General features: G+C 64.5%; 13 protein-coding genes. 10 read left to right on the top strand and 3 right to left on the bottom strand.

All coding sequences use genetic code 11. The annotated features are described in order from the left end of the window. Positions 1 to 6: 6 nt before the first annotated feature. From gph to ompA, 3 genes are all read right to left on the bottom strand, one after another. Positions 7 to 678, bottom strand: coding sequence for a phosphoglycolate phosphatase (gene gph, locus QTH90_RS19000; protein ID WP_286666113.1), 672 nt, complete (start codon positions 676 to 678; stop codon positions 7 to 9). Next, positions 675 to 1,394 (bottom strand): bifunctional 2-polyprenyl-6-hydroxyphenol methylase/3-demethylubiquinol 3-O-methyltransferase UbiG, encoded by a 720-nt coding sequence (ubiG, locus tag QTH90_RS19005; RefSeq protein ID WP_286666291.1) that lies wholly within the window; start codon positions 1,392 to 1,394, stop codon positions 675 to 677. Before ubiG ends, gph begins: the two co-directional genes overlap by 4 nt. A gap of 115 nt (positions 1,395 to 1,509) precedes the next feature. Then, the gene (gene ompA, locus QTH90_RS19010; protein ID WP_286666114.1) at positions 1,510 to 2,157 is read right to left on the bottom strand and encodes an outer membrane protein OmpA; all 648 of its coding nucleotides are present in this window, start codon (positions 2,155 to 2,157) and stop codon (positions 1,510 to 1,512) included. Between the two features lie 224 nt (positions 2,158 to 2,381). On the opposite strand from ompA, the gene gyrA reads away from it, so the two are divergent. The 10 genes from gyrA (at position 2,382) to lapB (ending at position 14,526) form a co-directional block, all read left to right on the top strand. Further along, positions 2,382 to 5,030, top strand: coding sequence for a DNA gyrase subunit A (gyrA, locus tag QTH90_RS19015; RefSeq protein WP_286666115.1), 2,649 nt, complete (start codon positions 2,382 to 2,384; stop codon positions 5,028 to 5,030). Then, complete coding sequence (locus QTH90_RS19020; protein ID WP_286666116.1) at positions 5,027 to 5,605, top strand: DUF2059 domain-containing protein; 579 nt, start codon at positions 5,027 to 5,029, stop codon at positions 5,603 to 5,605. Before gyrA ends, QTH90_RS19020 begins: the two co-directional genes overlap by 4 nt. 50 nt (positions 5,606 to 5,655) lie before the next feature. After that, positions 5,656 to 6,723, top strand: coding sequence for a 3-phosphoserine/phosphohydroxythreonine transaminase (serC, locus tag QTH90_RS19025; RefSeq protein ID WP_286666292.1), 1,068 nt, complete (start codon positions 5,656 to 5,658; stop codon positions 6,721 to 6,723). 18 nt (positions 6,724 to 6,741) lie between these two features. Continuing rightward, a complete protein-coding gene (pheA, locus tag QTH90_RS19030; RefSeq protein ID WP_286666117.1) occupies positions 6,742 to 7,860 on the top strand; it encodes a prephenate dehydratase in 1,119 nt (372 codons plus the stop codon). A 10-nt stretch (positions 7,861 to 7,870) separates the two neighbouring features. Further along, positions 7,871 to 8,749, top strand: coding sequence for a prephenate dehydrogenase (locus tag QTH90_RS19035; RefSeq protein ID WP_286666118.1), 879 nt, complete (start codon positions 7,871 to 7,873; stop codon positions 8,747 to 8,749). Position 8,750: 1 nt separating this feature from the next. After that, positions 8,751 to 10,745: a bifunctional 3-phosphoshikimate 1-carboxyvinyltransferase/cytidylate kinase gene (locus QTH90_RS19040; protein WP_286666119.1), complete on the top strand. Its 1,995-nt coding sequence runs from the start codon at positions 8,751 to 8,753 to the stop codon at positions 10,743 to 10,745. A 159-nt stretch (positions 10,746 to 10,904) separates the two neighbouring features. Beyond that, complete coding sequence (rpsA, locus tag QTH90_RS19045) at positions 10,905 to 12,590, top strand: 30S ribosomal protein S1 (protein ID WP_286567170.1); 1,686 nt, start codon at positions 10,905 to 10,907, stop codon at positions 12,588 to 12,590. Between the two features lie 70 nt (positions 12,591 to 12,660). After that, entirely contained in the window at positions 12,661 to 12,978 is a 318-nt protein-coding gene (locus QTH90_RS19050; protein ID WP_286567171.1) for an integration host factor subunit beta, read from the top strand. A gap of 56 nt (positions 12,979 to 13,034) precedes the next feature. Next, positions 13,035 to 13,352: a LapA family protein gene (locus tag QTH90_RS19055; protein WP_286666120.1), complete on the top strand. Its 318-nt coding sequence runs from the start codon at positions 13,035 to 13,037 to the stop codon at positions 13,350 to 13,352. Next, the gene (gene lapB / locus QTH90_RS19060; RefSeq protein ID WP_286666121.1) at positions 13,342 to 14,526 is read left to right on the top strand and encodes a lipopolysaccharide assembly protein LapB; all 1,185 of its coding nucleotides are present in this window, start codon (positions 13,342 to 13,344) and stop codon (positions 14,524 to 14,526) included. The genes QTH90_RS19055 and lapB overlap by 11 nt, the downstream gene beginning before the upstream one ends. Positions 14,527 to 14,610: the final 84 nt, after the last annotated feature.

Raw genomic sequence — 14,610 nt, forward strand, 5'->3', positions numbered from 1 at the left:
TTCATTTTAGGCCTGTTTGAGCAACTGCAAGAGCTCGAGGGGCGAAGAAATGGCGGCGTCTGCGTCCCACCGCGCCACTTCCGCCTGTTCGCCCATATAGCCGTAGGTTGCGGCCACGGTTCGCATGCCAGCGGCACGGCCGGCCATGATGTCTCGCTCGTCATCGCCGACATAGACACAGGAGGTCGGCGGCACGCCGAGCTGGCGCGCCGCTTCGAACAAGGGCTCCGGATGGGGTTTGGCGTAAGGCGTCGTGTCACCGCTGACGATGGCTCGGGCCGTGTCAAACAGGGGGATCGAACGCGTGAGGGGGCCCGTGAATCGAACCGACTTGTTGGTGACCACTCCCCATCGCAAGCCACGCGCTCGGAGCGCCTCGACCAGTTCGGCCACGCCCTCGAAGACCTGCGTGTTGCGAAGCATCCGAGCCTCGTAGTTGAGGAAGAACTCTTCGCGGAGCGCCGGAAATTCGGGCGAATCCGGCGTGATGCCGAACGCCACGCCCAGCATGCCGCGTGCGCCGGCACCGGCCATCGGGCGATAGCGCTCCAGCGGGATCGAAGCAAGCCCCCGGCCCGTGCGCATCTGGTCGGCTGCGGCGCCAAGGTCCGGGGCGCTGTCGATCAAAGTGCCGTCGAGGTCGAAAAGGACGGCTTGTGTTTCGTTGCCCCCCCTCACTGACGCACCGCCGGCTTCTGGGTCGCAAACATGTAGTTCACGCTGGTGTCGTCGCTGAGCCAGTAGCGCCGCGTCACGGGGTTGTGCTCCATGCCGCGCGTATGGCGCAGGTCGAGGTGGGCGGCTCGGCAGTGGGCGGCGAGCTCGCTGGGACGGATCAGCTTCTGGTACTCGTGCGTACCGCGCGGCAGCATCCCCAGCACGTACTCCGCACCCACGATCGCGAAGAGGAATGACTTGAGATTCCGGTGGATGGTGGAGAAGAATACCCATCCGCCCGGCTTGACGAGATCGGCGCAGGCCTTCACGACCGACGCCGGTTGTGGTACGTGTTCGAGCATTTCCATGCAGGTGACCACATCGAAGCTTTCGGGCTGTTCAGCCGCTAGGGACTCGACGCTGACCGATCGATATTTCACACCCCTGGTCCCGGCTTCCAGCGCATGCAGCTGCGCCACCTTGAGAGCCTTGTCGGCCAGGTCGATGCCCAGCACCTCGGCACCCTTGCGCGCCATGGAATCGGCAAGAATCCCGCCGCCGCAGCCGACGTCGAGCACCTTGAGGCCCGCGATCGGCGCGATGCCGTCGATCCACTCCAGGCGCAGCGGATTAATTTCATGCAGCGGACGGAATTCACTTTCAAGATCCCACCAACGGTGCGCCAGCTCGGAAAATTTGGCGAGCTCTGCGGGATCGGCATTCACGGTTTCGGTCATCCAGCGATTATGAATGGATGGAATTGCCGGCACACGCCGGCAAGTCATTGCCGGCGTCCGGATCAGCCATAAAAAAACCCCGCCGAGGCGGGGTTTCATTAGGGATTCCGGAGAATCACTTGTTGGGGCGGGTACCGACCACTTCGATTTCCACGCGGCGGTTCTTGGCGCGGCCTTCGGCAGTGCGGTTGTCAGCCACAGGCTGGCTCTTGCCCTTGCCTTCGGTGTAGACGCGGTTCTTTTCGATGCCCTTCGAGACCAGGTAGGCCTTGACGGCTTCAGCGCGGCGGACCGACAGCTTCTGGTTGTAGGCAACAGTACCGATCGAGTCGGTGTGGCCGACAGCGATGATCACTTCAAGGTTCACGTCCTTGATCTTCGAGACCAGGTCGTCAAGCTTGGCACGGCCTTCGGGCTTGAGGACGTACTTGTCGAAGTCGAAGAATGCGTCAGCTGCGAAGGTAACCTTCGAAGCGGCGACAGCCGGAGGCACAGGTGCCGGCGGGGTCGGAGCCGCTGCTACGGGCGGGGGCGGGGGAACCAGCGCGCCGTCGCAACCAGCGGCGGCCGTTGCGGGCGTCCAGTTGGCATCGCGCCAGCAGAGTTCGTTGGTGCCATTTTTCCAAACCAGTTCGCCGGTGCCGTTTTGCCAGTTGTCGATCACCGGACCACCATCCGCTGCGGTGACACGGTTCTGCGCGCCGGCGGCAGTGGCGAGCGCAGCGACTGCAAACATCATCGCCACTTTATTCAGTTTCTTCATGGTTCTCCTCTTGGGGAAAAAGCCGCAGCCGCGCTGCGAATCAAGGACGCTTTAAGTGACCACCACCCAAAACGTTGAGGCGATTGTGCCATAGGGTCTTTGGCAAACAGCCCGGCGGACGCCCCGGAAGCGTAGGACGGAGGCGGAATACCGGCCTTGTGTTGCGGCGGTGCGACACCCCCGGCAGCGTAAAATTTCGCCTCCTTGCCGTCTGCCCGCCGCCCATGACCTCGTTCGCCAAAGAAACTCTCCCCATCAGCCTCGAAGAGGAAATGCGTCGCAGCTATCTCGATTACGCCATGAGCGTGATCGTGGGACGCGCCCTCCCGGACGCCCGGGACGGCCTCAAACCGGTGCACCGGCGCGTGTTGTATGCGATGCACGAACTCAACAACGACTGGAACCGGCCCTACAAGAAGTCGGCCCGTATCGTTGGCGACGTCATCGGCAAGTACCACCCTCACGGCGACCAGTCGGTCTACGACACGATCGTGCGGATGGCGCAGAACTTCTCCATGCGCCACATGCTGGTGGACGGCCAGGGCAATTTCGGCTCGGTCGATGGCGATATGGCAGCAGCGATGCGCTATACCGAGATTCGGCTTGCCAAAATTGCCCATGAAATGCTGGCCGATATTGACAAGGAAACTGTCGATTTCGGTCCGAATTACGACGGCTCCGAAAAAGAGCCATTGGTATTGCCAAGCAAACTGCCGAATCTGCTGGTCAATGGCGCCGGCGGTATCGCGGTGGGCATGGCGACCAATATTCCGCCGCACAACCTGAACGAAGTCGTCGACGCCTGCCTGCACCTCCTGCGCCATCCGGAAGCCAGCATCGACGACCTGATGGAGATCGTGCCGGCGCCCGATTTCCCCACCGCCGGGATCATCTACGGCATCAACGGCATCAAGGACGGCTACCGCACCGGCCGCGGCAAGGTCGTGATGCGCGCCAAGTGCCACTTCGAGGACATCGACCGCGGCCAGCGCCAGGCGATCATCGTCGACGAGCTCCCCTATCAGGTCAACAAGAAGACCCTGCAGGAGCGCATGGCCGAACTGGTGCACGAGAAGAAGATAGAAGGCATCAGCCACATCCAGGACGAGTCGGACAAATCGGGCATGCGCCTGGTGATCGAACTCAAGCGCGGCGAAGTACCCGAGGTCGTCCTCAACAACCTCTACAAGCAGACGCAACTGCAGGATACCTTCGGCATCAACATGGTGGCCCTCGTGGACGGCCAGCCGAAGCTGTGCAACCTCAAGGACCTGATCGAGGTCTTCCTGCAGCACCGTCGCGAGGTCGTGACCCGCCGCACGGTGTTCAACCTGCGCAAGGCCCGCGAGCGCGGCCACGTGCTGGAAGGCCTGGCCGTCGCCCTCGCCAACATTGACGAGTTCATCGCGATCATCCGCAACGCGCCGACGCCGCCCGTTGCCAAGGCCGAACTGATGAGCCGCGCCTGGGACAGCAAGCTGGTGCGCGAGATGCTCACCCGCACGCGCGCCGACGGTGGTGTGATCAACGCGGACGACTACCGCCCGGACGGTCTCGAGCGCGAGTTCGGAATGAGCGCGAATGGCCTCTACAAGCTGTCCGACACGCAAGCCCAGGAAATCCTGCAGATGCGTCTGCAGCGCTTGACCGGCCTGGAGCAGGACAAGATCGTCGCCGAGTACAAGGAAGTGATGGCCGAGATCGACGACCTGCTCGACATCCTGGCCAAGCCCGAACGCGTCTCGGTGATCATCGGCGACGAACTCACCACCATCAAGCAGGAGTTCGGCCAGACCAAGCTCGGCGTGCGCCGCAGCCAGGTCGAGCACAGCGCCTTCGACCTCTCGACGGAAGACCTGATCACGCCGACCGACATGGTCGTGACGCTGTCCCACAGCGGCTACATCAAGAGCCAGCCGCTCGGCGAATACCGGGCCCAGAAGCGCGGCGGACGCGGCAAGCAGGCCACCGCGACCAAAGAAGACGACTGGATCGACCAGCTCTTCATCGCGAACACGCACGACTACATCCTCTGCTTCTCGAATCGCGGCCGACTTTACTGGCTCAAGGTCTGGGAAGTGCCTGCGGGCTCACGTGGTTCCCGTGGCCGACCGATCGTCAACATGTTCCCGCTCCAGGAGGGCGAGAAGATCAACGTCGTGCTGGCGCTGACCGGCGAGAAACGGACCTTCCCCGCCAACCAGTACGTGTTCATGGCCACCTCGATGGGCACGGTCAAGAAGACCGCCCTCGACGAGTTCAGCAACCCTCGCAAGGCCGGCATCATCGCCGTCGATCTCGATCCGGGCGACTACCTGATCGGCGCCGCGCTGACAGACGGCGCGCATGACGTGATGCTGTTCTCCGACGGCGGCAAGGCAGTCCGCTTCGACGAAAACGACGTACGCCCCATGGGCCGCAACGCCCGCGGCGTGCGCGGCATGACGCTCGAGGACGGCCAGGGCGTGATCGCCATGCTCGTCGCCGAGGACGAGGAGCAGAGCGTCCTGACCGCCACGGAAAACGGTTACGGAAAAAGAACAAGCATTACCGAGTACACGCGTCATGGCCGGGGAACCAAGGGCATGATCGCTATTCAACAGAGTGAACGTAACGGCAAGGTGGTGGCCGCGACTCTCGTGCACGCCGAAGACGAGATCATGCTCATCACCGACAAGGGTGTGCTCGTGCGCACCCGGGTCGCCGAAATTCGCGAACTCGGTCGCGCGACGCAGGGCGTCACGCTGATCGGGCTCGACGAAGGTGCCAAGCTCAGCGGGCTGCAGCGTATCGTCGAGAACGACGCGAATGTCGAGACTGAACCCGGCGCCGACGACACTTCTTCCTCATCTTCAACGGAGAATCCCCAGTGAAAAAAATCAAACTCGCGCTCCTGACGGTCGCGCTTGCCGGCAGCACGCTGGCCATGGCCCAGGACAAGTCCGCACTCATCAAGCAGTTCATCGATCTGCAGAAGCCCGGCATCGAATCGCTGGCGCGCGGTCTGGTCGAGCAGTCGAGCGCTCCGATCGCCCAGGCTGGCTCGCAGTACCTGCAAACGCAGGTGCCCGCCGAAAAGCGCGAAGCCGCAGCCAAGGCAGCCGACGCCGAACTCAAGAAGTACTTCGATGAGGCCTACCCCATCGTGCGCGACAAGGCCGTGCAACTCGCACCGGGCGCCTTGACGCCCATCATGGAACAAAACTTCAGCGAAGAAGAAATGCGCCAGCTGCTGGCGTGGATCAACTCGCCGCTGAGCAAGAAGTACCAGGAGATGAATCCCAAGCTGCAGACCGCGCTGACGGAAAAGCTGGTTGCCGAAACGCGCGCCTCGATCGAACCCAAGATGGTCGCGCTCGACAGCAACGTCGCCAAGGCGCTGGGCGCCCCGACGGGTGGAGCAGCAGGAGCCAAGGCAGCGCCCGCCAAGGCGCCCGCCAAGAAGTGACGCAGCCAGCGGGTCCGCGCCCGTACAACTTCTCCGCCGGTCCGGCCGCCATGCCGGAGGCGGTGCTGCAACGCGCCGCCGCCGAGATGCTGGACTGGGAAGGCAGCGGCATGAGCGTGATGGAGATGAGCCATCGCGGCAAGGAGTTCGGCGCGATCTGCAGGCAGGCCGAAGCCGACATCCGCGAGCTCCTCGCGGTGCCGGAACAGTTCCACATCCTCTTCATGCAAGGGGGCGGGCTGGGCGAAAACGCAATCGTGCCGATGAATCTTTCGCGCGGTACCAGCGCGGATTTCGTGGTCACGGGCAGCTGGAGCGCCAAGTCCCAGAAAGAAGCGCAGCGCTACTGCAAGGTCAACATCGCCGCCACCAATGCGGCGGACCAGCACACGCGCCTGCCTGACCCGTCGACATGGCAGCTGTCGGGCGACGCGTCATACGTGCACATCTGCAGCAACGAGACCATCAACGGCGTCGAATTCCAGGAAGTGCCCGACCTCGCGGCCCTCGGCAGCAAGGCTCCGCTGGTGATGGACTTCTCGTCCCACGTGGCATCGCGGCCGGTCGATTGGCGCCGCGTCGGCCTCGCCTTCGGGGGAGCCCAGAAGAACCTCGGGCCAGCTGGCCTCACGATCGTGATCGTGCGGGACGACCTGCTCGGCCACGCGCTCGAGATCTGCCCCAGCGCCTTCAACTACAAGACGGTCGCCGACAACCAGTCGATGTACAACACGCCCCCCACCTGGGGCATCTACATCGCCGGGCTGACCTTCCAGTGGCTGCGGCAGCAGACCGAGGGTGCGCTCACAGGCGTCGCCGCCATGGAAGCACGCAACATTGCCAAGGCGCGCCTCCTGTACGACTTCATTGACGGCTCCGCCTTCTATGACAACAAGGTCGACGCCGCCTGCCGCTCGCGCATGAACGTGCCCTTCTTCCTGCGCGACGAAAGCCGCAACGACGCGTTTCTCGCAGGCGCGCGCGAAGCAGGCCTGCTCCAGCTCAAGGGCCACAAGTCCGTCGGCGGCATGCGTGCCAGCATTTACAACGCCATGCCGCTGGCCGGGGTGCAGGCGCTCGTGTCCTACATGCGAGAATTCGAGCGGTCGCATGCCTAGACGCTGCGCACCTCAACGATGACCGCACCCGCTCCACAGCCTTCCACCCCTGACAACTCCTCCAGCCTTGCCGATCTGCGCGTGCAGATCGACTCGCTCGACCAGCAGCTTCTCGACCTCCTGAACCGGCGCGCGCATGTCGCCGAGCAGGTCGGCGAGGTCAAGAAGCGCGAGGGCACGCCCTTCTTCCGCCCCGATCGCGTCGCGCAGGTCATCGAGAAGATGCAGCAGAGCAACGGCGGCCCGCTCAAGGACGTGCACGTCGCAGCCATCTGGCGCGAGATCATGTCGGCCTGCCTCGCCCTCGAGTCACCCCAGCGGGTGGCCGTACTAGGCCCCGAAGGCACGTTCTGCGAACAGGCGGCCGTTGAATACTTCGGTGGCGCCGCCGACCTGATCTATTGCGCGAACTTCGACGAGGTCTTTCACGCCACCGCAGCAGGCAGCGCCCAGTACGGTGTCGTCGGTGTCGAGAACTCCACCGAGGGCGTCGTCACCCGTTCACTCGACCTGTTCCTCCACTCGCCCACCCACGTCGTCGGCGAAGTCAGCTTGCTGGTACGGCACCATCTGCTGCGTACCACCAACGAACTCGGAGGCATCGAGGCAGTGCTGGCGCATCCGCAAGCACTGGCCCAGTGCCAGACCTGGCTTTCCAAGCACCTCCCGAACGCAGAGCGGCGTGCAGTCTCCAGCAATGCCGAAGGCGCGCGTCTCGCGGCCGGCAATCCGGCCTGGGCCGCACTCGCGAGCGAGCGCGCCGCCACCCGGTTCGGGCTGCATATCGTTGCGCATGCGATCCAGGACGATTCGTACAACCGCACGCGCTTTGCCGTCATCTGCCTGCCGCAGACCCTCGCCATGCCGCCCTCGTCGGGCAAGGACTGTACGAGCCTCGTCGTATCGGTGCCGAACCGCCCCGGCGCGGTCCACGACCTGCTCGTTCCGCTGAAGAACAACAACGTCTCGATGACCCGCTTCGAGTCGCGCCCCGCGCGCACCGGCCAGTGGGAGTACTACTTCTACATCGACCTCGACGGGCATCCCTCGCAGCCCAACGTGGCCGCCGCACTGGCCGAACTGCGCAAGCTGTGCGCGTTCTACAAGGTCATCGGCGCCTACCCCGTCACCGCCTGAGGCCCCGACGATGTTTGAACAGTTGGGTCTGATCGGCTGCGGATTGATGGGCGGGTCGTTCGCCCTGGCGCTCAAGCGCGCCCGTCTGGTCAAGCGCGTGGTCGGCTACAGCAAGTCGCCCTCCACCACCGAGCGCGCCAAGCAATTGGGCGTGATCGACGTGGCGGCACCATCGGCCTTGCTCGCGGTGTCGGGGGCCGATCTGGTCCTGATCGCCGTGCCGGTCGGCGCCTCCGAACAGACATTCAAGGCAATCCGCCACGGCATCACCGAGCAGATGCTGGTCATGGACGTGGGATCGACCAAGGGCGACGTGATCGAGGCGGCGCGCCGCGGACTGCAGGATCAGCTCGGCGCGTTCGTGCCTGCGCATCCCATCGCCGGCAAGGAAGTCGCTGGCGTCGAGCATGCCGACGTCAACCTGTACTCGGGGCGCCAGGTAGTGCTCACGCCGATCAAGGCCACGCTGCGCTCCAACGTCCAGCGGGCCACGCAGGTCTGGACCGGCATCGGTGCCAAGGTCGTGACGATGACGCACGAGGCACACGACAGCGCCTTCGCCGCTGTCAGCCACCTGCCCCATCTGCTCGCCTTCGCTTTCACCAACGCCATTGCCGCCCACCCCCAGGGCGAACGCTTCCTGGAGCTGGCCGGCCCCGGCTTTCGCGATTTCACGCGCATCGCGGCCAGCGAGCCTGCGGTGTGGCGCGACATCCTGCTCGCCAATCGCGAACAGGTGCTGCTTCAGTCGCAGGCGTTTCGTGACGCCTTGACGCAGCTCGAAGCCATGGTGGCCTCGGGAAACGCGCAGGCGCTCGAAGACGCCATCGCCGCGGCGAGCCGGACTCGCACGCAATGGCAGCCCGGCGTGGCGGCTTCGCCCGACTGACATGTTCTCGACCCCTTTCCTCGATATTCCGCCGCTCGCATCGGCGGCCGGCACCGTCCGCCTGCCGGGCTCCAAGAGCATCTCCAACCGGGTGCTGCTGCTGGCAGCGCTCGCCAGCGGCACGACGACGGTGCACGACCTGCTCGACTCGGAAGACACGCGCGTCATGCTGGACGCGCTCGCCGCGCTCGGCTGCGGCATCGACCAGTCCGGCACCACCCTCCGCGTCGAAGGACTCGGCGGCAAGCTCCGGACACCGGAAGCCTCGCTGTTCCTAGGCAACGCCGGCACGGCGATGCGCCCGCTCACCGCTGTACTGGCACTCCTGGGCGGCGAATTCGAGTTGCGCGGCGTGCCTCGCATGCACGAGCGTCCGATCGGCGACCTCGTCGATGCGCTGACACAGCTTGGCTGCCACATCGATTACCTTGGCAACCCAGGCTATCCACCGCTGCGGATTCACCCTGTCGGGCCCGATTCGCTCCAGCTCGACGCGCCGATCCGCGTTCGCGGCGACGTCTCCAGCCAGTTCCTGACCGCCCTGCTCCTGGCCCTTCCGCTGGCGGCGCGCCGGGACATCGTGATCGACGTGGTCGGCGAGCTCATTTCCAAGCCGTACATCGAGATCACGCTCAACCTGCTCGCGCGCTTCGGCATCGCCGTGAAGCGCGATGGGTGGCAGCGATTCACGATTCCGGCGGGTAGCGAGTACCGTTCGCCCGGGGAAATCCACGTCGAGGCCGACGCGTCGTCGGCGAGCTACTTCATCGCGCTCGGCGCCATCGCCGACGGCTCGGGGATCCGGATCGAAGGCGTCGGCGCCGAATCGATCCAGGGCGACATCCGTTTCGTCGAGGCCGCACGCCAGATGGGCGCCCGCGTCGACAGCGGCCCGAACTGGCTTGCGATCTCGCGCGGCACCTGGCCGCTCAAATCGATCGACATCGACGCGAACCACATCCCGGACGCGGCCATGACGCTTGCCGTGATGGCGCTTTACGCCGACGGCCCCAGTACCCTGCGAAACATTGCGAGCTGGCGCGTGAAGGAAACGGATCGAATCGATGCCATGGCGAACGAGCTGCGCAAGCTTGGCGCCACGGTCGAAGACGGCCTGGACTTCATCCGCGTCCATCCGCTGGCCGCGGCAGATTGGCGCGCGGCGAGCATCCGCACCTATGACGACCATCGCGTGGCGATGTGCTTTTCGCTGGCGGCGTTCAATCCGGCCGGCCTGGCGGTGCGGATCCTGGACCCGCACTGTGTCGCCAAGACCTTCCCCGAGTACTTCGAAACCCTGTTCTCGGTGGCCAAGGCCGTCGAGGTGCCGGTGATCTGCATCGACGGCCCGACCGCCTCGGGCAAGGGCACGCTCACCGTCGAAGTGGCGCGGAGCCTCGGCTACCACTACCTCGACTCGGGTTCCCTCTATCGTGTCACGGGCCTCGCCATGCGCCGCAACGGCCTGGATGCGATCGCCGAGCACGAGGCCCGGATCGCCGAGCTTGCCCGCAACCTGCCCTTGAGCTTCAGCGAAGGCAACGTCCTCCTGGCCGACGAGGACGTGAGCGACGCGATCCGCACCGAGGCCGCCGGCATGGATGCCTCCCGCGTATCGGCACTGCCCTCCGTGCGCAACGCATTGCTGGCGCTGCAGAGGAGGTTCCGTCGCCTGCCCGGCCTGGTGGCCGACGGCCGGGACATGGGCACCGTGGTGTTCCCCGACGCTGGACTCAAGGTCTATCTCACCGCGAGCGCCACCCATCGGGCCGAGCGGCGCTATAAGCAGTTGATTTCAAAGGGTATTTCGACTACAATCGATACCCTTCGCGCCGACCTGGAAGCGCGTGACCTCAGGGATTCGTCTCGCAGCGTCGCGCCACTCAAGCCGGCGCCTGACGCCCGCCTCCTGGACAACTCCTTCCTTTCGGTCGAGCAATCGGTCGAACAGGTGCTGGACTGGTGGCAGCAAGTACAGCCTTTCAAGTCTTCTTGATCGGCGTTTCGGTCCAGCAGGTCCCCGCCGCGCGACAGCGCACCGGCCTGCTGGTTGTTCAACCTCAACCGGGCCCCAAGCCCAAACAACCGCCGTCTCCAGATCCAAGTCAGCCGCAATGGTGCTGCTGCAAACCCTGCGTGACGGAAGGAAAACACAATGTCTGAATCTTTTGCCGACCTATTCGAAGAATCCCTGAAGCGTTCCGAAATGCGCACCGGCGAGGTCATCACCGCCGAAGTCGTGCGTGTCGAACACAACCACGTCGTGGTCAACGCAGGCCTCAAGTCCGAAGCCTACGTGCCGATCGAGGAGTTCAAGAACGACAAGGGCGAGCTCGAAGTCCAGGCCGGCGATTTCGTTTCCGTTGCCATCGGCAGCGTTGAAAACGGCTACGGCGACACCATCCTCTCGCGCGACACCGCCAAGCGTCTGGCTTCGTGGCTCGCACTGGAGAAGGCCCTCGAATCCGGCGACTTCGTCACCGGCACGACGAGCGGCAAGGTCAAGGGCGGTCTCACCGTCCTGGTCAACGGCATCCGCGCATTCCTGCCGGGTTCGCTGATCGACACGCGTCCTATCAAGGACCTGACCCCCTACGAGAACAAGACCCTCGAATTCAAGGTCATCAAGCTCGACCGCAAGCGCAACAACGTGGTGCTGTCGCGCCGCGCCGTGGTCGAAGCCAGCATGGGCGAAGAACGCGCCAAGCTGATGGAAACCCTGAAGGAAGGCGCAGTCGTGCGCGGTGTCGTCAAGAACATCACCGAATACGGTGCGTTTGTCGACCTCGGCGGCATCGACGGTCTGCTGCACATCACCGACATGGCATGGCGTCGTGTTCGCCACCCGAGCGAAGTGGTGCAAGCCGGCCAGGAAATCACCGCCAAGATCCTCAAGTTCGACACCGAGAAGAACCGTGTCTCGCTGGGTCTCAAGCAAATGGGCGACGACCCGTGGATGGGCGTTTCGCGCCGCTACCCGCAATCGACCCGCCTGTTCGGCAAGGTCACGAACATTGCCGACTACGGCGCGTTCGTCGAACTCGAACCTGGCATCGAAGGCCTGGTGCACGTCTCCGAAATGGACTGGACCAACAAGAACATCGCTCCGAACAAGATCGTCTCGCTGGGCGATGAAGTCGAAGTCATGGTCCTCGAAATCGACGAAGACAAGCGCCGCATCAGCCTGGGCATGAAGCAGTGCAAGGCCAACCCGTGGCAAGAGTTCGCGCAGAACACCAAGCGCGGCGACCGCGTCAAGGGCCCGATCAAGTCGATCACCGACTTCGGCGTGTTCGTGGGTCTGGCTGCCGGCATCGACGGCCTGGTTCACCTGTCCGACCTCTCGTGGAACGAAGCCGGCGAAACCGCCGTTCGCAACTACAAGAAGGGCCAGGAAGTCGAAGCGATCGTGCTGGCTGTCGACGTCGACCGCGAGCGCATCAGCCTTGGCATCAAGCAACTCGACAGCGATCCGTTCACGACGTTCACCACCGTGAACGACAAGGGCCAGATCGTCACCGGCAAGGTCAAGACCGTGGACGCCCGCGGCGCTGAAATCGACCTCGGCGAAGACATCATCGGCTACCTGCGCGCCAGCGAAATCTCCCGCGACCGCGTGGAAGATGCACGCAACGTGCTCAAGGAAGGCGACGAAGTCACGGCCGTGGTGGTGAATGTGGATCGCAAGACCCGCAACATCCAACTGTCGATCAAGCAGAAGGACATGGTCGACCAGCAGGAAGCCATGCAGAGCCTGAGCCAGCAGTCGGCACGCGAGAACGCGGGCACGACCAGCCTCGGCGCCCTGCTGCGCGCCAAGCTGGACAACAGCGACAAGTAAGCTGTGACCGGGGACAGAGTGGGCCTACGCGCCCGCTCTGTCTTTTTTTTCGTCTCCGTTTTTTCTTGCCATGACCCGCTCCGACCTTGTCGAAGAACTCGCAGCGCGCTTTGCGCAGTTGACGCACCGCGATGCCGAATACGCCGTCAAGACCATTCTTGACGCGATGAGCGACGCGCTGGTGCGCGGGCATCGGATCGAGATTCGCGGATTCGGAAGCTTCACGGTGAACCGGCGCCCTCCGCGCATCGGGCGCAATCCGCGCTCGGGCGAGAGCGTGCAGATTCCCGAGAAGCGCGTGCCGCATTTCAAGCCGGGCAAGGCCCTGCGCGAAGCGGTCGATGCACGAACCGTCGAACTCGACGCCGCGAAACAGAAACGCGGCTGAGGCGATTGGGGTCCGCGACAGGCGGGCATAGAATTCCCCCGCCAACGGGGACGCGCATGAAATACCTCCTGTGGCTGCTCAAGGCAGCCATTTTTTTTACCCTCTTCGCCTTCGCGCTGAACAACCAGCACGACGCCACCGTCTACTTCTTCTTCGGCACGTCCTGGCGCGCCCCGCTCGTGCTCGTCGTGCTCGCCGCCTTTGCGGGCGGACTCGTGGTCGGCGCGCTCGGCATGCTGCCGGGCTGGTGGAAGCATCGCAGTGCGGCAGCCCAGTTGCCCGTGACCCCGGTGCCGACCGGAACAACCACCACGACGCCCGCCCCGCCGGTCGTCACCACCGACCTACCCGCCGTACGCCAACATGGACTTTGATCTCAGCTGGTTGCTGCTCGGCCTTCCCATCGCCTTCGTCCTCGGCTGGCTTGCGTCCCGCTTCGACCTCCGGCAACTGAAGATCGAGAACCGCCAGGCCCCCAAGGCCTACTTTCGCGGCCTCAACTTCCTGCTGAACGAGCAGCAGGATCAGGCCATCGACGCGTTCATCGAAGCGGTCCAGAACGACCCAGACACCCAGGAACTGCACTTCGCACTCGGCAACCTCTTCCGCCGCCGCGGCGAATACCAACGTGCCGTGCGCGTGCACGAACACCTGCTGGGACGCGGCGACCTGAGCCGAGCCGATCGCGACCGCGCGCAGCACGCACTCGCACAGGACTTCCTGCGTGCCGGATTGCTCGATCGCGCGGAAGCCGCGCTGCAGAAGCTCGAAGGCACGCGCTACGAGAACGAGGCCAGGCTGTCGCTGCTCGCCATCTACGAACGTTCGCGTGAATGGGCGCAGGCCGCGGCGGTGGCGCAGAAGCTCGACGAATCCGAACAGGCCAGCTACAGCACGCGCCGGGCCCACCATCTTTGCGAGCAGGCGACCGAACGCGTGGCAGCGGGCGATCTCGATGCAGCGGCGGTATTGCTTCAAGAAGCTGTCGCACTGGCGCCGCAAGCGCCGCGGCCCGCCATTGAGACCGCCTCCCTGCAATTGCGCAACGGCGATTCCGCCGCCGCCTTCGACACGCTCGAAGCGCTCAGCGAGAACGCACCGCTGGCGTTGCCTTTGTACGCCGCCATGCTGCAGCAGGCCGCTGTCGCCTCGCAGCGTTCCGGTGAAGCGTTGGCGCTGCTTCAACGCCGGTACGTCGCATCGCCATCGATCGACGTGCTCGAAGCCATCATTGCATTGGGTGGCACGCCGGCCTTGCCCGACGATGCGCAATCCACGGCAGACGCGGTGCCCGAACCGCGCGACGGCTATATCGCCCATCTCGCGCATCACCCCTCGCTGGTGGCTGCATCGCGGTGGCTCAGCGGCGAGCGCTTTGAGCACGAGCAGTTCCATCCGCAGGTGCAACGCTCCCTCGACCAGGCCACGCGACCGCTCATGCGCTATCGCTGCGCAGCATGCGGCTTCGAGGCTCACCAGTACTTCTGGCATTGCCCGGGCTGCCAGGCCTGGGACAGCTATCCGCCACGACGAGTCGAAGAACTCTGACCGCGTGCGGCAAGTTGGCCGGCTTGTGCTCGACGCGCGTGTCGCTCTATGATTTTGGCGCTGTCGCGCACCGGGCGCCCAGCG

The organism is Variovorax flavidus (assembly GCF_030317145.1).
GTDB classification, from domain to species: domain Bacteria; phylum Pseudomonadota; class Gammaproteobacteria; order Burkholderiales; family Burkholderiaceae_C; genus Variovorax; species Variovorax flavidus.